At 72.0% G+C, this 19,744-nt stretch carries 21 protein-coding genes and 2 pseudogenes; 14 read left to right on the top strand and 9 right to left on the bottom strand.

Features of this window, described 5'->3' with window-relative positions; genetic code table 11:
- Window positions 1-40: 40 nt before the first annotated feature.
- On the bottom strand, window positions 41-1,816 hold the full coding sequence (locus IE096_RS13725) for a chitinase (protein WP_373298107.1): 1,776 nt from the start codon (window positions 1,814-1,816) through the stop codon (window positions 41-43).
- Between the two features lie 273 nt (window positions 1,817-2,089).
- Here IE096_RS13725 and IE096_RS13720 point away from each other — a divergent pair, with 273 nt between their 5' ends.
- The 11 genes from IE096_RS13720 to IE096_RS13670 all read left to right on the top strand — a co-directional run bounded on the left by IE096_RS13720 (window position 2,090) and on the right by IE096_RS13670 (window position 11,893).
- Window positions 2,090-3,058, top strand: a complete 969-nt coding sequence (locus tag IE096_RS13720) for a hypothetical protein (protein WP_229820145.1) — start codon at window positions 2,090-2,092, stop codon at window positions 3,056-3,058.
- A 124-nt stretch (window positions 3,059-3,182) separates the two neighbouring features.
- On the top strand, window positions 3,183-3,902 hold the full coding sequence (gene cpaB / locus IE096_RS13715; RefSeq protein WP_189451692.1) for a Flp pilus assembly protein CpaB: 720 nt from the start codon (window positions 3,183-3,185) through the stop codon (window positions 3,900-3,902).
- A gap of 52 nt (window positions 3,903-3,954) precedes the next feature.
- Window positions 3,955-5,679 carry a CpaE/TadZ family protein gene (locus IE096_RS13710; RefSeq protein WP_189451691.1) on the top strand — a complete coding sequence of 575 codons (1,725 nt, stop codon included), beginning with the start codon at window positions 3,955-3,957 and terminating at the stop codon, window positions 5,677-5,679.
- Window positions 5,680-5,682: 3 nt separating this feature from the next.
- Window positions 5,683-6,129 (top strand): TadE/TadG family type IV pilus assembly protein, encoded by a 447-nt coding sequence (locus tag IE096_RS13705; protein WP_189451690.1) that lies wholly within the window; start codon window positions 5,683-5,685, stop codon window positions 6,127-6,129.
- The gene (locus IE096_RS13700; RefSeq protein ID WP_189451689.1) at window positions 6,126-7,589 is read left to right on the top strand and encodes a TadA family conjugal transfer-associated ATPase; all 1,464 of its coding nucleotides are present in this window, start codon (window positions 6,126-6,128) and stop codon (window positions 7,587-7,589) included. Before IE096_RS13705 ends, IE096_RS13700 begins: the two co-directional genes overlap by 4 nt.
- A gap of 14 nt (window positions 7,590-7,603) precedes the next feature.
- Window positions 7,604-8,551, top strand: a complete 948-nt coding sequence (locus IE096_RS13695) for a type II secretion system F family protein (protein WP_189451688.1) — start codon at window positions 7,604-7,606, stop codon at window positions 8,549-8,551.
- Window positions 8,552-8,603: 52 nt separating this feature from the next.
- Window positions 8,604-9,500, top strand: a complete 897-nt coding sequence (locus IE096_RS13690) for a DUF5936 domain-containing protein (RefSeq protein WP_189451687.1) — start codon at window positions 8,604-8,606, stop codon at window positions 9,498-9,500.
- A 307-nt stretch (window positions 9,501-9,807) separates the two neighbouring features.
- A complete protein-coding gene (locus IE096_RS13685; RefSeq protein WP_189451793.1) occupies window positions 9,808-9,987 on the top strand; it encodes a Flp family type IVb pilin in 180 nt (59 codons plus the stop codon).
- Complete coding sequence (locus IE096_RS13680) at window positions 9,984-10,652, top strand: pilus assembly protein TadG-related protein (RefSeq protein ID WP_189451792.1); 669 nt, start codon at window positions 9,984-9,986, stop codon at window positions 10,650-10,652. The genes IE096_RS13685 and IE096_RS13680 overlap by 4 nt, the downstream gene beginning before the upstream one ends.
- A 36-nt stretch (window positions 10,653-10,688) precedes the next feature.
- On the top strand, window positions 10,689-11,261 hold the full coding sequence (locus IE096_RS13675; RefSeq protein ID WP_189451686.1) for a hypothetical protein: 573 nt from the start codon (window positions 10,689-10,691) through the stop codon (window positions 11,259-11,261).
- 77 nt (window positions 11,262-11,338) lie between these two features.
- Window positions 11,339-11,893 carry an OmpA family protein gene (locus tag IE096_RS13670; protein ID WP_189451791.1) on the top strand — a complete coding sequence of 185 codons (555 nt, stop codon included), beginning with the start codon at window positions 11,339-11,341 and terminating at the stop codon, window positions 11,891-11,893.
- A 19-nt stretch (window positions 11,894-11,912) separates the two neighbouring features.
- Here IE096_RS13670 and IE096_RS13665 read toward each other — a convergent pair whose 3' ends face one another.
- From IE096_RS13665 to IE096_RS13645, 5 genes and pseudogenes are all read right to left on the bottom strand, one after another.
- Window positions 11,913-12,776 carry an arylamine N-acetyltransferase family protein gene (locus IE096_RS13665; protein WP_373298106.1) on the bottom strand — a complete coding sequence of 288 codons (864 nt, stop codon included), beginning with the start codon at window positions 12,774-12,776 and terminating at the stop codon, window positions 11,913-11,915.
- A gap of 144 nt (window positions 12,777-12,920) precedes the next feature.
- Window positions 12,921-13,385, bottom strand: a pseudogene (locus IE096_RS13660) (GNAT family N-acetyltransferase).
- 148 nt (window positions 13,386-13,533) lie between these two features.
- Window positions 13,534-13,722, bottom strand: a pseudogene (locus tag IE096_RS13655) (hypothetical protein); the annotation flags it as partial.
- 13 nt (window positions 13,723-13,735) lie between these two features.
- The gene (locus tag IE096_RS13650) at window positions 13,736-13,927 is read right to left on the bottom strand and encodes a hypothetical protein (RefSeq protein WP_189451684.1); all 192 of its coding nucleotides are present in this window, start codon (window positions 13,925-13,927) and stop codon (window positions 13,736-13,738) included.
- An 11-nt stretch (window positions 13,928-13,938) separates the two neighbouring features.
- Window positions 13,939-14,790 (bottom strand): helix-turn-helix domain-containing protein, encoded by an 852-nt coding sequence (locus IE096_RS13645; RefSeq protein WP_189451683.1) that lies wholly within the window; start codon window positions 14,788-14,790, stop codon window positions 13,939-13,941.
- A gap of 286 nt (window positions 14,791-15,076) precedes the next feature.
- Between IE096_RS13645 and IE096_RS13640 the strand changes: the two genes are divergently transcribed.
- On the top strand, window positions 15,077-15,601 hold the full coding sequence (locus IE096_RS13640; protein WP_189451682.1) for an ATP-binding protein: 525 nt from the start codon (window positions 15,077-15,079) through the stop codon (window positions 15,599-15,601).
- Window positions 15,602-15,668: 67 nt separating this feature from the next.
- Here the strand turns inward: IE096_RS13640 and IE096_RS13635 are convergent, their stop codons facing one another.
- On the bottom strand, window positions 15,669-15,941 hold the full coding sequence (locus tag IE096_RS13635; protein ID WP_189451681.1) for a hypothetical protein: 273 nt from the start codon (window positions 15,939-15,941) through the stop codon (window positions 15,669-15,671).
- Window positions 15,942-16,092: 151 nt separating this feature from the next.
- Here IE096_RS13635 and IE096_RS13630 point away from each other — a divergent pair, with 151 nt between their 5' ends.
- Entirely contained in the window at window positions 16,093-17,379 is a 1,287-nt protein-coding gene (locus tag IE096_RS13630) for a hypothetical protein (protein WP_189451680.1), read from the top strand.
- 56 nt (window positions 17,380-17,435) lie between these two features.
- Here the strand turns inward: IE096_RS13630 and IE096_RS13625 are convergent, their stop codons facing one another.
- On the bottom strand, window positions 17,436-18,452 hold the full coding sequence (locus IE096_RS13625) for a methyltransferase (RefSeq protein ID WP_189451679.1): 1,017 nt from the start codon (window positions 18,450-18,452) through the stop codon (window positions 17,436-17,438).
- A 128-nt stretch (window positions 18,453-18,580) separates the two neighbouring features.
- A complete protein-coding gene (locus tag IE096_RS13620; protein ID WP_189451678.1) occupies window positions 18,581-18,940 on the bottom strand; it encodes a DUF192 domain-containing protein in 360 nt (119 codons plus the stop codon).
- 280 nt (window positions 18,941-19,220) lie between these two features.
- Between IE096_RS13620 and IE096_RS13615 the strand changes: the two genes are divergently transcribed.
- Complete coding sequence (locus tag IE096_RS13615) at window positions 19,221-19,739, top strand: prepilin peptidase (protein ID WP_308430343.1); 519 nt, start codon at window positions 19,221-19,223, stop codon at window positions 19,737-19,739.
- The last annotated feature ends 5 nt before the right edge of the window (window positions 19,740-19,744 follow it).

Genomic DNA, 19,744 nt, shown 5'->3' with positions numbered 1-19,744 from the left:
GCCGGGCGGGCTGACCTCGGCCCGTCCGGCACCCGGTCGCCTACGGCAAACCGTGAACGTGCGCCCCCACCGCGTTCGACCAGGCGTTGCCCGCCGTGGCGTCCCAGTTCGTGGACCACGTCATCGCGCCCCGCAGCCCCGGGTACGTACGCGACGGCTTGAACGAACCACAGCCCGTCCCCTTGGTGAGGCAGTCCAGGGCCGCGTTGACCACGGACGGCGCCACGTACCCGCTGCCCGCCCCACGCGGCGAGGCGGGCACCCCCAGGCCCACCTGGGAGGGGTCCAGCCCGCCCTCCAGCTGGACGCAGGCCAGCGCGGTCAGGAAGTCCACCGAGCCCTGCGCGTACACGTTCCCGTCGCAGCCGTTCATCGCGCCGCTGTTGTAGAACTGCGTGTTGACGACGGTCAGGATGTCCTTGATGTCGAGCGCGGTCCTGAAGTAGGCCGAGGACGTCGACTGCATGTCGATCGTCTGCGGCGCCATCGTGATGACGAGCTTGTCGCCCGCCTTCGCCGACAGCGCGCGCAGCGCCTGCGTCATGTACGTCGGGTTCAGCCCGTTCTCCAGGTCGATGTCGACGCCGTTGAAGCCGTATTTCCGCATCAGCGCGTACACGCTGTCGGCGAAGTTGTTCGCGGACGTCGCGTCGTTGACGCTCACCGCGCCCCGCTCGCCCCCGACGGAGATGACGACGGACTTTCCCGCCGCCTGTTTGGCGGCGATGTCCGCTTTAAACGCCGCCTCCGGGTATTTCAGCGCCGGGTCGAGGGCGAAGTCGACGGCCCCGGGTGTGGTCGTCGCGTCCGCGAAGGCGACGGCGATGATGTCGTACGCGGCCGGGACGTCGGCGATCTTCTGGACGGTGGCGCCGTTGTCGAAGTTCTGCCAGTAGCCGGTCACCGCGTGCCGGGGCACGCCCGGGGTGCCGCCCCCGCCCCCGGCCGTCGTGGCGGTGACGGCCGCCGAGGCGGCCGATTCGCCGGCGGCGTTGGAAGCCGTCACCTGGAAGCGGTACGAGGTGGCCGCCGCCAGCCCGGTGACGGTGGTGGACGTACCGGTCGTCGACAGTGCCCTGGCGCCGTCCCGGTAGACGGTGTAGCCGGTCGCGCCGGGCACGGCCTGCCAGCTCAGGGCCACGGACGACGCGGTGACCGCGCCGGCCGCCAGCCCGCCCGGCGCGTCGGGCACCTGGCCGCCGGGATCGCCCGGGTCGCCGCCGCCGGGACCCGTGAGGGTGATGTCGTCGGCGAAGTAGGCGGGCTGCCCGTACCACCCATGGGTGAACACCGTGACGGAGGTGGTGTTCGCTCCGGTTGTGAAACCGGTGGTGAGCTGCTGCCAGTCGGCCGCGTTCGGCGTCCACGTCGACGCGTCCGTGGTGCCCGTCCCGCTCGCGCCGAGGTAGACGTACGAGCCCCGCACCCACGCGCTCAGCGTGTAGGAGGAGTTGGGCCGCACGTTCACGCTCTGCGCACACGTGGCGGTGTCCGAGCCGGTGGGGGCGGCCCGGAGCGCGGCGGAGCCGGAGTGCGCGGGTGAGGCGACCGTCGTGCCGCTGCCGCCGGTACAGCTCCAGGAGGAGAGGCCGGACTCGAAGCCGGGGTTCTTGACGAGATTCGGGCCGTCGGCGGCCGGGGCGGCGGCCCGGGCGGCCCCCGCGCTCGTACCGCCCAGGGCCACGAGTCCGCCGGTCGCGAGCGCGACGGCGGCGAGGGCGCCGCCGAAGCGTCGTCCGAGTCGTCGTCCGAGTCGGCGTCTGAGGGGTGGGCGGGGCGGACGTGGCCGGTGCCGATGGTCGGGTATGCGTTCCACTACTGCCTCCGGTGGGAAGGAAGTTGACGCTGCGATGAGGTGTGATTGGGGGGTGTTCATACGGAACGGTGGCCACCGTCCGTGGCGCCAATGTGGTCCAGACCAATGCTTTCGTCAAGGCTTCGGCACCACCGCCACCACCCCGTGGGGCAAACATCGAGGAACTGTTCTCAGCCGCTCCATTCGTGGATAAAGTGCGGAGGCGCCAGCACTGGGCAGTATCGATCTGCGACCGCCGGAGCCCCCGCGGCCGGAGTGAACGGGGAAGCCGACGTGCCGATTGCGATAGCGGTCACCAGCTCCGATCTGGTGCTCCCCCCGCCCGGCGGGCCCGTCCCGGCGGCCGCCGTGCTGCGGCCCCCCGAGGAGCAGCCCCTGGAGACCGCCGTCACCCAGGCCGCCCTCCTGCTCGAACAGTGCGGGCACCTCGTCGTCCTCTACCCCGACTCCCTCCCCGCCGCCTACGTCCGCCGGCTGCACACCGTGCGCTCGGTCCTGGAGAGCGACCGCGTCGCCCTGCTGCCCGTCGCCCTGCCACCGCTCGCCGTCGGCGTCCTGGCCCGGCAGTTACGGCAGTTGTCGGTCTCCGACCTCAGCCCCGGCGTGCTCGCCTCCGCCGCCCGGCTGCTCACCCACTACATCTACGCGGGCGCCCAGCTGTCCTCCGTCGCCCGCTGCGACCGCGTGGACGTGGGCATCGGCGCGCACGTCAGCTCGCTCGTTCCGGGCACCCGCTTCGGCGTCCTCGTCAATCCCGCCCGCAGACTGCTGCGCACCGGGCCCGGCGAGACCCCCGACGGCCCCGGCTTCGCCACCCGGCTGACCGTCGCCCGCTCCCGCCCCCGCTCCGGCACCGGGGAGGACTGGGTCACCGACACCCTCGCCCCGGGCTGGCGCGTCCAGGGCGTCCAGGAGATCCTCCCGCTGCCCGCCGACTCCCGGCGCTGGTGGGGCAACCGGCGGGCCGTCGAGTTCGCGGCCGCCATCCCCGACCCGTCCGTGCTCTACCAGCTCGTCACCTCCGTGCGCCGCGAGGAGTGCCGCTGGTGCGGCCTCGAACTCATCGGTGACCGCTGCGGTTTCTGCTCCGCGCCCGTGCCGCGCGCGGACGCCGCGACCGGCGAGGCCGGCGCAGCCGGCGACCGCACCGCCCACTCCCGCGCCCACTCCCACGCCCTCGGCCCGCCCGTCGCCCGGGGGCCCGGCGCCCGCCACGCCGCCCAGGCGACGAGCGGCCGCTGAGCGGGCGCGACCGTCCGATGACCGTTTCGATGCCTGCCCCGATGCCTGACCCGCAGCCCGCCCCGATGCCTGACCCGATGCCCGTCCCGCCCCCGACCCCGGTCCGAACGAGGTTCGCCACCCCATGAATTCACGCCAGCGACGCGGCATCGTCCTGCTGCTCCTGTCGGCCCTCTGCGCCGTCGGCGCGTTCGCCGGGGTGTTCTCGGTCATCCACGACGCCGAGTCGAAGACCGGACCCGAGATCACCGCGTACCGGCTGAAGACCGACATCCCCGCCTACCGCGACCTGGACACGGACGAGTTCGAGAAGATCTCCATGCCCAGGCGCTGGCTCCCCGTCACCGCCGTCACCGACCTCTCCGCCGTGCACGGCAAGATCGCCGTCACCCCGCTGCGGAAGGGCTCGTTGCTCCAGAGCGACATGATCGTCGCCCGGCCCGCCCTCGCCCCCGGCAAGCAGGAGATCGCCATCATGATCGACGCGGCCACGGGCGTCGCCGGCAAGATCCAGCCGGGCGCGCGGGTCAACATCTACGCCACCTTCGACGCCAAGGAACAGGGCGCCAAGCCCGTCTCCAAGGTGATCGTCAGCGGTGCCCAGGTCATCGACGTCGGCAAGCTCACGCCCTTCAAGCGGGACGGCGACAGCCGGTCCGCCGCCACCACCCGGCAGGCGGGCGAGGCCGTGCCGATCACCTTCGCCCTGGACACCAAGGACGCCCAGCGCGTCGCCTACGCCGAGTCGTTCGCCTCGCACGTCCGGCTCGCCCTCGTCGCCCCCGGCAGCCAGGAACCCGTCGGCGGAAGCGACCGCACGTACACCCTCGACGGTGACAAGTAGCCGGACCCGAGGATTCGAGGACCCGAGTGTGGATGGAGGAGGCAGGCTCCCGGTGACGATCAGAATCCTCCCGGCCGTCGGCGACCCCGGCACCGCCCGCGCCGTCGCCGGAGTGCTCGCCGGACTCCCCGGCGTGGCGGTCCTGCCCGGCGTCGGCGACTCCGCCCGCCTGCTGGACGCGCTCGCCGCGCTGGGCGCGGGCGGGATCGCCCACCTGCCCGAGGTCGTCCTCGTGCACGAGCGCCTCGGGCCCGCGCCCGCCCTCGAAAGCGTCCGCGAGATCGCCCTGCGCTTCCCCGCCACCGGCGTGATCCTCATGTCGGCGGACGCCGGGCCCGCCCTCTACGCCGCCGCCATGGACGTCGGCGCGCGCGGCCTCGCCATACTGCCGCCGACCTACGAGGAACTGGGCGCCCGCGTCCAGGCCGCCGCGCACTGGGCCAGCGGGGTCCGCCGTCATCTGGGCGCGGCGGCCGAGGGAACCGCTGACGGAAGCGCCGCCTCCGACCGGGCGGGCGGCACGCTCGTCGCCGTCGTCGGCGCCAAGGGCGGCGTCGGCACGACCGTCACCGCCGTCCAGCTCGCCCTGGCCGCCTCCGCCGCCGGCCGGGCCGTCGCCCTCGCCGACCTGGACCTCCAGTCCGGCGACGTCGCCTCCTACCTCGACGTACAGTTCCGCCGGTCCATCGCCGACCTCGCCGGCATCAGCGACATCACCCCGCGCGTCCTGGCGGACGCCGTCTTCCCCCACCCCACCGGCCTCGGCCTGCTCCTCGCCCCGGCCGAGGGCGAACGCGGCGAGGACGTCGGCGAACCCGCCGCGCGGCAGATCACCGCCGCCCTGCGCGGCCGCTACGAACTCGTCGTCGCCGACTGCGGCACCCAGATCACCGCGGCGGGCGCCGCCGTCATCGAGGCGGCCGACCTGGCGTTACTGGTCACCACGCCGGACGTGGTGTCCGTCAGGGCGGCCAAGCGCATGGTCCGGCTCTGGGAACGGCTTCAGATCCGCACGGCCGAGGAGACGACCACCGTGGTCAACCGCCACACCCGCAACGCGGAGATCCAGCCGCCCCTCATCGCCCGCTCCACCGGCACCCGCGCCGCCCGCACGACCATCCCGGCCGGCTACAAGGAGCTCCAGGGCGCCGTGGACTCCGGCCGGATGCAGGACCTCGACGCCCGCTCCGGCGTCCGCCAGGCCCTGTGGACCCTGGCCGGCGAACTGGGCCTGGCCACGTCCCCGGCCCGTACGGGCGCCGCCGAACGCCCGGCAGCGCTGGGCGGCCTGCGGAGGCGCCGTGCCATAGAGGGCGGCGCTGCCACGGCTCCCACCGGCGGGGGCACGGGCCCGGGCACGGGCCCGGAGCAGCTGTCCCCGGTGCCCCCGGCCGGCGGCCGCTTCCGGCGACGAGACCGCTTCGGCGAGCGTTTCGGCGACCGGGGTCAGGTCGCGGTGGAGTTCGTCGGGATCCTGCCGCTGATCCTCGTCGCGCTGGCCGTCGTCTGGCAGTGCGTCCTGGTCGGCTACAGCTACTCCCTGGCCGGGCACGCCGCCGACAAGGGCGCCCGCGCGGGCGTCGTCGGCCGCGACTGCGCGGCGGCGGCCCGCGCGGACATGCCGAAGTCCTGGCACACGGAACCGTCCTGCGGACCGGGCCCGGCGGCCGGGGTCTACAGCGCGAGCGTCCGCGTGAAGGTCCCCCTCCTCTTCCCGGGCGCCGCCGACTGGCCATGGACGGTGGAAAGCACGGCGGGCGTGGCGAGGGAGGACTGAGAGATGGGGAACTTAGCCTCTCCGGGCAACAATCCAGCCCCTCCGGCGCTTGAGGAGCGGGGGTCCGGGGGCGGAGCCCCCGGGAACGACCGAGGCTCGGCCTCCATCGAATTCCTCGGCTTCCTCCCCCTCCTCCTCACCCTCGCCCTGGCCGCCGCCTACCTGGGCATAGCCGCCTACGCCACCCAGCAAGCCGGCACCGCCGCCCGCGCGGCCGCCCGGACCGCCACCGTCGACACCCCGAGGACCGCCCCGGCGGCAGCCGCCCGCGCGGCCGTGAGCCCCTGGGTCGCGGCCAGGGCGGACGTCGACGCCGCCCCCTGCGCCCCCGGCGCGGACCGGGCGACGGCCACCGTGACCGTCGACGTCCCGCCCCTCCTCCCCGGCACCGGCTTCACCGTCACCCGCAGCGCCACCATGGCCTGTCCCCTGGCGAGGACCACCCCATGAGTCTCCGCGCCCGTATCACCGCCGCCCCCGAGGCCCGCCCCGACGGCCGGGAGCCCGGCCATCTCGTCCCCGTCTACCGGGCCAAGCTGCTGGAGGAGATCGACCTCGCCGAGATGTCCGCGCTCGCCGCCGACGAGCGCCGCTCGCGCCTGGAGCGCGTGCTCGGCCACATCATCAGCCGCGAGGGCCCCGTCCTGTCGACCGCCGAACGCGACAGCCTGATCCGCAGGGTCGTCGACGAGGCCCTCGGCCTGGGCGTGCTGGAGCCGCTCCTGGAGGACCCGTCCATCACCGAGATCATGGTCAACGGCCCCGACCAGGTCTTCGTCGAGCGCGCCGGCCGCGTCGAGCCCGTCCCCGTGCGGTTCGCCTCCCACGAGCAGCTGATGCAGACGATCGAGCGGATCGTGTCCACCGTCAACCGCCGCGTGGACGAGTCGAATCCGATGGTCGACGCCCGGCTCCCCACCGGGGAGCGCGTCAACGTCATCATCCCGCCGCTCGCGCTGAACGGCGCGACCCTCACCATCCGCCGCTTCCCCCGCGCGTACACCCTCCAGGAGCTGATCGCGACGGGCACGCTGGACGAGCCCATGCTGATGCTGCTCGCCGCGCTCGTCCGGGCGAAGTTCAACGTGGTCGTCTCCGGGCCGACCGGCGCCGGCAAGACGACGCTCCTCAACGCCCTCTCCGGCCTCATCCCGGACGGCGAACGCATCATCACCGTCGAGGACGCCGCCGAACTGCAACTGCAACAGCGGCACGTGATCCGTCTGGAGTCCCGCCCCCCGAACGTCGAGGGGAAGGGGCGGATCACCATCCGCGACCTCGTCCGCAACTCCCTGCGCATGCGCCCCGACCGCATCATCGTCGGCGAGGTGCGCGGCGGGGAGACCCTCGACATGCTCCAGGCCATGTCCACCGGCCACGACGGCTCCCTCGCGACAGTCCACGCCAACAGCGCCGAGGACGCGCTGATGCGGCTGCGCACGCTGGCGTCGATGTCCGAGGTCAAGATCCCCTACGAGGCGCTGCGCGACCAGATCGACAGCGCCGTGGACTGTCTGGTGCAGCTCGTCCGCCACGCGGACGGCACGCGCCGCATCGCGGAGATAGCCCTGCTGGCCTCGGCCCAGGACGGGTACGGGACCGACGGGCGCGGCGACCACCGCCTCGCCACCGTCGCCCGCTTCGACGCCGAGCCCATCGGCGCCGACCGCGTCGTACGCGGCACGTTCACGCACTTCCCGCTCCCCGAACGCGCCGCCGAGCGGCTACGGCTCGCGAACGAGCCCGTACCACCGGCCTTCGGCGTCGCCGCGTACCCCCAGGAACTCACCGTCCGGGGAACCGGGATGGGGACAGGAACAGGAACCGGGACCGGAACAGGAACCGGAACAGGAACCGGGCCAGGAACAGGAACCGGACAGAGCCGGCAAGGCATCAGAGGGAATAGGTAGCCGAGGAAGCGGACATGGACCACCTGGACGAGCTCGCACTGCTGACCGTCGGCGCCACCGCGCTGTGCGGGACGCTGGCCGTCGCGGGCGTACGGACGTACGTCACCGGCAGGGACCGCCACCAGGCGCTCGTCGACCGGCTCTCCGACGCCCCCGCCCCACCCCCCGCCGGCCCCGCCCGGCCCTTCCGGCGCCTGGACCGGTGGCTGAGGGCCACCCGCCCCGGCCGACGGCTGGAGTGGGAGATCGCGGCGACCGGACTGGACATCACCGTGGGCGAGTTCACAGCCGCGACGATCGGCGCGGCGGCCGCGCTGTGGATCGCCGCCGCGCTGCTCCTCGCGCCGTTCTTCGGGCCGCTGGCGGCCGCCGTCGCCGTCTGGTCCTCCCACGCGTTCCTGGTGTGGCAGCGCCGCAAACGCACCGAGAAGTTCATCAACCAGCTTCCCGAGCTCTCCCGGATCCTCGCCAACGCCACCCAGGCCGGGCTCGCCCTCCGCACGGCCCTCGGCATGGCGGCCGAGGAGATGGAGGCCCCTGCGGGCGAGGAGCTCGCCAAGGTCGCCGACGGGCTCGCCGTCGGCCACTCCGTCGACGACGCCCTGGGCGAGCTCGCCCGGCGGCTGCCCTCCCGCGAACTGGTGGTGCTCGTGACCACGCTCGTCCTCTCCCATCGCGCGGGCGGCACGGTCGTCAGCTCCCTGCGCAATCTCACCGCCACTCTCGAAGAGCGCAAGGAGACCCGGCGCGAGGTGCGGACGCAGCTCTCGCAAGTGACGGTCACGGCCTACGTCGTACCGCTGATGGGTATCGGGACGCTGCTGCTGATGGACCGCATCGCCCCGGGATCGCTGGACAGGATGACGGGAAGCTGGCTGGGGCAGGCCGCGGTCGTGGCGGCCTTCTGCCTCTACGGGGTGGGGTTCTTCCTCATCCGCCGGATGTCGAGGATCGCCGTATGAGCCGGGCCCGGGACGTGGGGACTGGGGGCGTGGGGACTCGGGGCGTGGGGAGATGAGCGGCGTGGGAATCCTGCTGGCGCTGCTGGCCGGCGTGTCCGTCGTAGGCGCCTGCTACGGCATCGCGCTCGTCCGCAGCGAGGCCAGACTGCCGCCGGACCTCGTCCTGGCCCTCGAGGTCGGCTCCACGCGCACCACGGCCGTCGGCTCGGCCGTCGACCGGCTCGGCATGCGCCACGCGCCGCTGGTGCTCCGCCTGATGGGCGAGAAGCGCGTCGCGGCCGTACGGCGCCGCATCGACCGCGCCGGCAACCCGGCCGGCCTGACCGTCGACCGCTACGCGGCCCGCCGCGCCGTCTACGGCGCGCTCGGCTCCGTCGGGGCGCTGGTGATGCTGGCCAAGGGCCAGCCCCTGCTCGCCGTGCTGATGGTCGCCTTCGGCCTGTTCTGGATCGAGGTCGGCATCAGGGCGGCCGTCCGGGAGCGCCGGGCCGCCATCGAACGGACCCTGCCGGACTTCCTCGACGTCCTCGCCGTCGTCGTGAGCGCCGGGCTGAGCTTCCGGCAGGCGCTCGACCGGGTGGCCGAGCACTACGAGGGCCCGTGGGCGGACGAGCTGCGGATCGTGCTGCGCCAGCTGGACATGGGAGTCGCCCGCCGCCAGGCCTTCGACGAGCTGCGCAAGCGCAATGACTCCGAGCAGGTCGCCCAGTTCGTCACCGCCCTCCAGCAGGGCGAGGAACTGGGCACGCCCATCGCCGACACCCTGATCGGCATCGCCAAGGACATGCGCCGCACGGACGCCCAGCTGGCCCGGCGGCGAGCGGCCAGGGCGGTGCCCAAGGCGACGATGGTCATCACGACGTTCATGGTTCCGGGCACGGTGATCCTGCTGATCGCGGGGTTCTTCCTGGGCTCGGGCACGGATTTCGGCTCCATCACGGGGGAGTGAGGGCCAACTGGTGATCACCACCTGTGAGAGGAGAACCACCACCATGACGCACGCCTCGCAGCACATACACATATCCCCGCACCACGCCGCCCCCTGCTCCGAGCCCGCCGGGGCCCACCCGTTGGGGGAGTTGAGGGAAGACCGTGAAGGGCCTTCGCGCCTGCAATCGGATGTGGGACAGTCGTCGGCGTCGACGTCCGAGGGCATCGCCGCCGAACGGGGGTGAGACAGATGGTGTCCCAACTTCCCGGTGAGGGAAGGGAACGGGACCGTACGGTCCGTACGGAGATCTCCCTAGGAGGAGAACATGAGGAGCAAGCGAATCCAGCGGCTGCGACTCTCGGCCGACGATCGGGGACAGACCTCGGTCGAGTATTTGGGCATCATCGCCGTGGTCGTCGCCATCATCCTCGTCCTGACGACGACGGACTTCGGCACGATGATCGCGACGGCGATCACCAACCAGATCAGCCGCATCACCGGCTGAACCGGCCGCCCGAGCGGCGGTTCCACGGCGACGCGGGGCAGGCGTTCCCGCTGTACATCACGGCCGTGGCGGCCCTGCTCTTCCTCGCGCTCGCCTTCTTCGCCGTCGGCCGGGCGGGCGCCGTCAAGAACGCCGCCCAGACCGCCGCCGACGCGGCCGCCCTGGCCGCCGCCCAGGACTACCGCGACCAGCTCCGTACGGGCTTCCTGCTGGCGGTCGGTACGGGCGGCGCGGTGGGCACCGGTGGCTGGGCCGACTGGCTCGCGGGCCGGGGCGGCCGGGACGGCCGGGCCTGCGAGGCGGCGGAGTCCTACGCGCGGCTGAACGGCGCCCAGCCGACGATCACTTGCGATCCGGGCGGTGAGCCGGGTTCGTTCACGGTGACGGTCACGTCGGAGCGGACGGTGGGGGAGTCCGTCGTCCCCGGTACGGGCGACAAGCACGCGACGGCGACGGCGAAGGCGACGGTGACCCCGCGCTGCGACGCCCGTCCGACACCCCCCACGCCTACGCCCACCTCGACTTCAACCCCGTCCCCTGCTCCGTCCCCTCCTCCGGTCATCGACCTCACCTGCGACGGCGGGAAGGTGCTGGTGATCGACCCCAGGCGTCCCGAGGCGACGGTGAAGGCGACGGACCTGTTCGCCGTACGCCTCGCAGAGTGATCCCACCGTCCGTCCGACCAGTGAAGGAACGGCACCATGAGCTCTCGTATCGCAGGTGCGGCCCTTGTGATCGTCATATCCCTCGCTCTGGCGGGCTGTGGAGGTGAGGGGAACGATGACGGAAAGAAGACGATCGACCTGAACGCGGCGAGAGGCTCCGGGCCCGACGGCACCGCGCCGAAGTCGTCGGAGGCGCCCGCGTCCTCGTCGGGCGGCGCGAAGCTGGGCGAGATCAAGGGCCCGGACGGCGTGGTCGTCACCCTTACGTCGGCCGTCCGCGACAAGGGCGGTTTCGTCACCGTCAACGGCACGGTCGCGAACCGGGGCAGCAAGCCGTACACGCCGCTGACCTGGCGTTCGAAGGAGACGGAGATGAAGTCGCAGTCCTCGGTCTCGGGCGCCTCGCTGATCGATTCGGCGGGGAAGAAGCGGTATCTGGTCCTGCGCGACACGGACGGCGAGTGCCTGTGCACCACGGGCCTCGTCAACATCCGTCCCGGTGAGAGCCGTCCCGTCTTCGCCCAGTTCCCGGCGCCGCCCGCGTCCGTCACGGACGTGGACTTCCAGCTGCCAGCGATGCCGTCCGCGCGGATCAGGATCTCGGGGTGAGCGGGGTGAGCGGCGTGACTCCGGCAGCGATTCCCTTGGGGACCTTCCTGGCGGTGACGCTGGCTTTCGCTGTCACGATGCCGGGCCCGGCGGCGGTGAACGCGTACGCGGACGCGGGCCCCGGCCGCCAGGCGAACACCACCCCACCGGTGAGACTCGACCCCACGGCCCCGGGCCTCAAGCTCCGGCCGGGCAGGAAGCTCGCCCCGGGGCGCGTCCTCGACATCAAGTCGGTCGTCGAGACGGACGACGGCGGCGAGCGCCGCGAGGACACCAATGTCGACGTCACCTTCGCCCTCCAGGCGGAGGTCATCTTCGACAAGGACAGCGCCGACCTGGGCGACGCCGCGCGCGCCCGCATCCGCGCGATCGCGGACGAGGTGAAGAAGCAGAAGGCGACGGCCCTGCGCGTCTTCGGCTTCACGGACAACCTCGGCGACGCCGACCACGGCGTCTCCCTCAGCAAGGAGCGCGCCAACATGGTCCAGCGCGAGCTGGCCAAGGACCTGGGCTCGGCCACGATCCAGTACGAGATCCGCGGCTACGGCGAGCAGTACCCGATCGCCGACAACGCCACGGAGGACGGCCGGCGCAAGAACCGCCGCGTGGAGGTGAGCTTCCCCAGGAAGTAGGGATTCCGGCTCTCCCGGGTCAGTCCGAGTCGAGCCCTTCCTCGCACAGCCGTGCGAGCTCCTCCGCGCCGAGCACGATCCCGAACGTCTCCTCCAGCACCTGCCCCAGCTCGTCCGGTTCGACCTTCCGCTCGGTCGGCGAACCGTCGGGGCTGAACGTGGTCCACGTCGTGGCGTCGAGCCGGTGGTGCTCTGTGGAGCTGAACTTCTGGGCGAACAGGCGCTTCACGAACGGCGAGCGCGCGTGCGTGCCGACGTAGTGGCTGGCCACCACGTAGTCGATCGTGTACGCGGGTCGCAGTGTGAAGGTGTGCCGGTCCTCCCAGCCGTCCGCCCGGTACTGGTGGAGCCACCAGTCGTCGATGCCGAACGTGCCGTCCCGCCGCTCCATCCGGAACCGCCAGCCGTCGAGGTCGGCCTCCACGCCGTCGGCGATCTCGACCGGCTCCAGCGGCCCGGCGCCGAATCCCACATCGCACAGCCACAGCCGGTCGTCGTCCACGGCCGTGACCGCCAGCAGGGCGTGCGTGGCCGGCAGCACCTTCCGCGCACCCATCGTCACCCGGCCTATCAGCCCGGTGAACGTGAACCCGAGCCGTTCGAGCGCGGCGGCGAACAGCACGACGTGCTCGAAGCAGTAGCCTCCGCGCCGGCCGCGCACCAGCTTGTCCTGCACGGACTCGAGGTCCAGCAGCACGGGCACGCCCAGCACGGCGTTGACGTTCTCGAACGGGATCGACGTGACGTGCGCCCGCTGCAGCCCCCGCAGCACCTTCAGCGTCGGCGCCCGCTCCCCCTCGTACCCGATACGGGCCAGGTAGGCGTCCAGGTCCAGCTGATCACCGTGCCACCCGCGTCCGGAGTCGGCCTGCGTCATGTCCATCCCTTTCGGGTTCAACGTTCCGTACGGCTCGACGGTAGGCGGTGGAGCGCGGTCCGCGCCTCTGTATATCGACGGGGCCGGCTCGCCTTTTGGGCCTAGGACCAGGGGCGTATCCCGTAGCCCTGGCCGACGCCTCCTACTTGATCACCGTTCGTGGTGCCCCGGCTTCGTGATCGTGAAACGGGCCGTGTCCTCGCCCTCGTCGGCGGCCCGTCGCCGGAAGCCGGCCTTCTCCAGGACGCGGACGGAGGCCGGGTTGGCCGGCTCCACGTCGGCGAACACCGTGTGGACGCCGGGGGCGGTGAGAGCGAACTCGGTGAGGGCTCGCGTGGCCTTGGGGCATAACCCCACCCGTGCCGGGAACCCACGATGCCGTACCCGATTTCGAGGGCTCCCTCGCTGGGCGGCCAGAACAGTCCGATCGAGCCCACCACCAGACCGCTGTCAGTCGGGGTACTGCTCGAAGAGGCTGGCGACGACGCGGTCGCCTTCGGCGGGGAAGTCGTCCGCCCAGTCGACGGACCTGGTGTTGCCGAGAACCCCGGCGACCTCGGACAGGCACCGCTCTGCTGACGCGCGGTCCGGACAAGGGCATGCCTGCCCCACGATCACGCGCCTCTCGCGCCGGCGCGGCGGTAGCAACCTCCGCCTGGCCCGGGCAAGAGATCGCCTACCGGGCGACCACCTTGCGGCGCGCCGCCCCCCGGCGGCCGCGCCCGGTCGGTTTCCGGGCATCGCCCGGCGGTCCCGGAGCCTGGAGGAGGTGGTCGGCCTTGCCCGCCTTGATGTCGCGGATCAGGGCGCGGAGCGCTTCGTGGGTGCCGGTGAGGTAGACGTTTTCAGCACCGGCGACGGCGATGTACGCGTGGCCGGCGCTGTCTGTACCGACGCGGAAGCAGGCGCTGCCTTCGCCGCAGAACGGGGCTCCCCAGCGGATGTCGGGCATGAGGGCGCGCTCCTCAGAGGAGGTGGTCGGCCTTGCCGGCCTTGATGTCGCGGATGAGGGCGCGGAGCGCTTCGTGGGTGTCGGTGAGGTAGTGGTCTTCGGCACCGGCGACGGCGATGTAGGCCCGGCCCTCGCCGTCGGTGCCTATTCGGAAGCAGTTGTTGCCCGCGCCGCAGAACGGTTCTTCCCAGGTGATGTGGCTCATGGCTTGCCCCTTCAGAGATCGCACGCGATGCGGTGAATGAAGTCGCGGGAGCGGGAAGCATCGAGCGCAGATTGCTGCATCCAGTCCAAGTGCGAGCGGTACCTGGCGAGCTCCGACTCCGCGTCAACGAAGAGTGGTCCACCTGCCGAGTCCAGCTGGACGGTGTCGAGCGCTGGAACCGGGCCCTCTGCGTACAGCATGGCGTGACCTGCTCCGGGGAACGCACCGGTTTCCACTGGGATCACACGCAGCACGGTGCGGTCGCGCTCGGACGCGAGCAGCAGGTGGTTGAGTTGCTCGCGGGTCACCTTCCTGCCACCGAATTGCATGCGCAGCGCTGCCTCATGGATGTACCCGATGTAGTCCAGCGGCTGATCCCGCTCGAATACCTGTTGTCGTTGCATGCGATGTGCCACGAGGAGTTCGACCTCCAGTCGGGGCATGGGCGGCAGCACGGACCCGAAGATCGAGCGGGCGTAGTCCTCAGTCTGCAGCAGTCCGGGGAGATGCATGACCTGTGAAGTCCGTACCCGTTCGGCGTGCCACTCCAACTCGGCAATGTCCAACATCCCAGCGGGCAATGTGCCACGAAAGTGCTCCCACCAACCGCGCTTGCGATCTGCAGCCATGTCGGCGAGTGCGTCGATATAGGCCTGGTCGGAGCAGGCGTAGTGGCAAGCAAGCGTGCGGACGCGTTCAGGGGTGATGACGCGCACGGCGGACTCGATGTTGGAGATCTTCGTGCGGTCGACGCCGAGCAGTCCGGCGGCGTAGTCGGTGGAGCGGCCGGCGGCAAGGCGCATCCTGCGCAGTTCGGCCCCAAGGCGCTTCTGGCGTTCTGTGGGTGTCTTTCTGGGCGGCATAGCCCAATTCCTACAGCGGGCAGGGCGGCAGCCGTACACAGAAGTCCCGGCTTCACTCGATCGAGGCAATAGCCACTCCCATCGTGGCAACGTGTCACAGTGCCGCGTACCTTCAACTGCGCACCGCCAACGCCAGGCGCGTAGCCGGAAGCGCATCACGTGGGCATGCCCGAACTCTCCGTCCCTGGGAGGGGCGTGCCCGCGTCAGGGAGACAAGCCACCGGCGTACACCGCAGCGCGCGTGCGAACTCCGCAAGTTCAGACCACCCACACGGGAGTCGTCGCCATGCCATCCGCAAGCATTTGCCCATCCGTCACCCCAAGCGCAACCGACCCCTCCGACCACCTCTCACTCACCACCCTCACCACCCGCTCCCCGGAATCGCTCGCGTACAGCTACGCCATCCCGGGCGAACCGCACGCGGTCTCGGTGGCCCGCACGAGCGTGCACAACGCGCTCGCCGCGCACGGGCTGGCGGACCTGCTGCCACCGGCCCTCCAGGCAACCGGCGAACTCGTCGCGTGCGCGGCGCTGTTCGAGCCGGGACAGGTCCTGTACCTGTCCGTCGGCTGGCAGCAGGAAGGGGTGAGGATCGTCGTGTGGGATCCGCACACGCGGCACGTGGATCCGGACGGTTCCGCGAAGTGTGCGGCGCGCCGCAGCAAGATGCTCTATCTCCTCGCGTGCGTGGTGCACGAGTGCAAGGGGAGCTGGGGGGTGATCCGCCCGGCCCCGGCGCGGGAGGGCACCCGGGTATGGGTGAACCTCCCGCGCCAAGGGGCAGCCGACTACGCGGCGGCGCTCTGCTGACAGAAGGTGCCGCACGTTCAGGGTCGGTTCACCGCGACGCGGTGGTTCGGCCCTGGCCGGCAACCCGTCAGAAGTGGTGCGACGCGTTGCGGTCCGAGGCGTCGCACTGGGCGGCGCGGCGCTGGAGGGCGTCGGCCTGGGCGAGGGTGCGGCGGGCGGCCTCGCGCTGGCCCGCGCGCTTCTGGCGGGCGGCCTTCTGCTTCAGGACGTCGGCGTCGCGGTGGAGCTTCGCCACGTCGCAGGTGATGGCGGCGGCCTGGGCGGTGGGGGCGGTGACGAGAGCGGCACCGGTGCCGGCCATGACGGCGGTCAGGACAAGTGCGGATATGCGACGACGCATAGGTTTCCTTACCGAGAGATACGGATCAATCCAGCCACACGTTTGGCCGGAACTGATCGTTCACCGTATACGAGTTGGAGCGGTCGCGCGTATGCGGGATGGCAGGGCAGGATGGGGCCGCCCGAGCGGGGAGCGGTGAGGGAGGCGGGACATGAGGGGCGGGCTCGTCGTGGTGGCGACGGCGTTCGGAGTGCTCGTCGGGGCTGCGGGTAAGGCGGAGGCGGCCGGGGCGGCGGATGAGCCGGCGGCGTACCGGATGGCGTCGGGGGCGACTGCCGTGCAGGGGGCTGAAAACAGCGCTGATCGCGGTCCTGAGCTGAAGGCGGGCGCGAGTACGTACACCGACAGCATCAAGCCGAAGGAAACGAAGTACTACACGGTCGAATTGGACGCTCAGTCGAGCGCGTACGTGTCGGCGGTGGCGGTTCCGAAGGCCGGGAGTGCGATGGGGTTGCGGGACGGGATCGACGTGTCGTTACAGGCGCCGGACGGTACGCAGTGCGGGACGGTGCGGCACCGGTCGTTCCTGTCGGTCGGGGGCGCGTACCCCGTCGCGGACTACGCGGAACGCGTGGTGAAGCCGGGCGCGGCGTGCGGGGCGCCGGGTTCGTACCGGTTTGTCGTGGAGCGGGGGGACGCGCTGGGCGGGGACGCCTCGGCCGTACCGATCGAGCTGAAGTACGTGGCGGAGCCGCCGCAACGCACGGAATCCGCCGATACGTTGTCGGCGCCGGGGGCGTGGAGCTCGCAGGCGCCGCCGAAACCGCCGCAGGGCGCGGCGGAGGGCGTCACGGGCGGCACGGGTTTCAACGACGCCGCCGAACTGCGCCCGGGGATCTGGCGCGACGAGCTCAGGCCCGGGGACACGCGGTTCTACCGCGTATCGGTCGACGCGGGCGAACAGCTCTTCGCGGACGCGGAGTTCGGCGGGTCGGACAAGGGGGTTCCGATGGTGATCGGCGGCGTACGGCTGGGGCTGAACAACGCCGCGCGCGGCTTCGTCATGAACAAGACCACCGGCTACCAGGGCAAACCGGCCACCGTCTCGCTGGCCACGCCCCCGGCGGCGTACGGCGGTGGTGCTGGTGGCGGTGGTGAGGCCGTGCGGGGCATGCGTTTCGCGGGCTGGTACTACCTCCAGGTGAGCCTGAGCCCGAAGGTGCGGCAGGGATCGCGTGGGGCGGGCGTGCCGGTCACATTGCGGGTGGACGTCGCGGGCGCGCGCAAGGCCGACCAGGGTGTCGGACGGTCGCAGGGGAGCGGCGGCCACCCGGGCGGCGAGGGCGGCGGCGTGGGAGGGGAACTGGTGGCCTCGGCCGGGACCGGGCCGCGCAAGGAGTGGCTGCGGACGATCGGCTATGTGGGGATCGGCACGGGGACGACGTTGCTGCTGGGGTTGGGGGCGTGGGCACTGCTGGCGCGTAGGCGTGACGGGTGACGGCCGGGGGGCCAGGGGGGCGGTCCGGATGACGGCTTGGACGGGGACGCCGAGGGTCATTTCCTGCCGATCACCATCGACTCGGGCCCGGCCAGGTGCCGCACATGGCTCTCGCGGAATCCGGCGTCGGCCAGCCAGCCCCGGCAGTCGGCGCCGGTGTACTCGAAGCCGCCGGGGGTCTCCAGGAGCATGGTGAGGCTCATGAGCAGACCGTCGACGTTCTCCCGGCGGTCGTCGTCGAGAAGCGTCTCGTAGATGACGACGAGTCCGCCGTCCGGCAGCGCCTCGTGGGCCTTGCGCAGCAGCGTCCGGCATGTGGGGAGGTCCCAGTTGCTGAGGATGTGGCCGAAGATGAGCACGTCCGCTTGTGGCAGCGGTTCGGTGAAGAAATCGCCGGCGCGGAAGGCGAGCCGGTCTGTGAGACCGGACTCCGCGAGCCGCTGCTGGAAGCCGGGCGCGACGGCGGACAGGTCGAAGCCGGTGCCCCGGAGGTGTGGGTGGCGGCGGAGCAGCCTGGTCAGCAGGAAGCCCTCGGCGCAGCCGATGTCCGCGACCGTGCGGTAGGGGGACCAGTCGATCGCGTCGACCAGGGCGAGGATGGACCCCATGGACAGCCCCGTCATGGCCTGCTGGAAGGCGGCGAGGCGATCGGGGTCGGCATAGAGGGTGGCGTAGATGTCCTCGTCGCCGGACTCGATCTCGTTCTGCGGCTCGCCCGTGCGCAGCGCCGCTTCGAGCCGGCCCCAGAGCCCGTACATCCTGGCATCGGTCATCTCCAGGAATCCGCCGAGGTAGGTGGGTTCGCCGCGGACAAGGTAGCGGGCGGTGGCGGGGGTGTTGGCGTATGTGCCGTCGGTGCGCTCCAGGAGGCCGAGGGCGACGAGGGTGTCGAGGAAGTCGTGCGCGGAACGCGGGTGAAGGGTGAGGCGGGCGCGTAGTTCGTCGCCGGTGAGCGGGCGCTCGGCCAGCTCCGAGAAGAGACCGAGGGAACTGGCGGTGAGCAGGACCTTCGCGGTCATGAAGCCGGAGGCGATCCGCAGGAGGGCGTCAGGGCCGGGGGACGTGGCGCTCATGGTGGCTGGCTCCTCGTGAGACGCGCGTACAGGAGGGGCGCGCAGAAGGGACGTGCCGGATAAATCCGTACTACCCGCTCCGTGCCCGGCGCAGACGTGGGGCGGGGAGGGGCCGTGGCGGGCGGGGGTCAGCCGGACGGGAGGATCTCGACGCGCACGCCGGGCGCCACGCCCCACTCCGCCATCGCGCCCGCCGCGCTTTCCAGGACGTGACGGGCCCTGATCCGGGGGAGCCCGAGGCGCCCGGGTCGCATGGTGCGGACGGTGAGCACGGTGAAGTGCCGGTCGAGATACGCGACGTCGATGGGGAAGCGCATGCGCCAGGTGTGGACGCCGGAGGCGGGGGTCAGCAGGAGGGCGCCCGTGAGGGAATCGCGGCCGAGGAGGCCGCGCGTCCGGGCCCGGTAGGAGGCGGCGATCTCCAGCGGTGTGATCATCCCGCTGGAAACGACGTGGAGTTGAGCGGAACCGTCCTGGTGGCGGGCCATGCGCCAAGGTTATCCACAGGCCCCGGCGAGAATCGGCGAACGTACGTAACCTCGGGGCATGGACGTTGTGTTGATCGCCGTTGCCGCTGTGTATGGCGCCCTCGCCGGGGTGTTGACACGGCGCGCGCGGTTCCGGCTGGCCGTGGAGCCGGGGGAGGGGTGGAGATCCACGGCCCCGTGCGGGCATGCCGTCGGCGGCTGGGTGGGCGCGGCACGCTGCGGCGTGTGCGGAGAGAGGTACGGGCCGGGCGCGCCGGCGCCGCCGTGGTGGCCGGCGGTCATGACGGCCGTGGTGTGCGGGGGGCTCGCGGCGGCGGTCGGGATACGGCCCGAGCTGGCCGTATGGCTGCTCGCGGTGCCCTTGGGGGTGGTGCTGGCGGGTGTCGACCGGCAGGTGCACCGCCTGCCGGACGTCCTGACCCTGCCACTGGCGGCGGGGGTGGCGCTCCTGCTCGGAGCGGCCTCGCTGATACCGGGCGCGGCGGGCTCCTGGCCCCATGCCCTCCTGGGCGGGCTGGCGCTGGGCGGCGGCTATCTCGTGCTGTTCCTCCTCCACCCGAGCGGCATGGGCTTCGGCGACGTGAAACTCGCCGCGGGCCTGGGCTGCGCCCTCGGCTGGTACGGCTGGTGGCCCCTGCTCCAGGGCGCTCTGGCAGGTCTGCTCCTCGCCTCCTGCTACGGCAACGTCCTGCGCATCACCCGCCGCGTACCCCGAGGCGCGTCCATACCCCTGGGCCCGTTCCTGATCGCGGGCGCCTGGGCCGGCGTCCTGGCAGGCGCCCTACGAGCCAAGGGCTGAACGAG

This window comes from Streptomyces abikoensis, from assembly GCF_014648775.1.
GTDB classification, from domain to species: Bacteria; Actinomycetota; Actinomycetes; order Streptomycetales; family Streptomycetaceae; genus Streptomyces; species Streptomyces abikoensis.
This window is presented reverse-complemented; position numbering and strand designations above follow the sequence as displayed.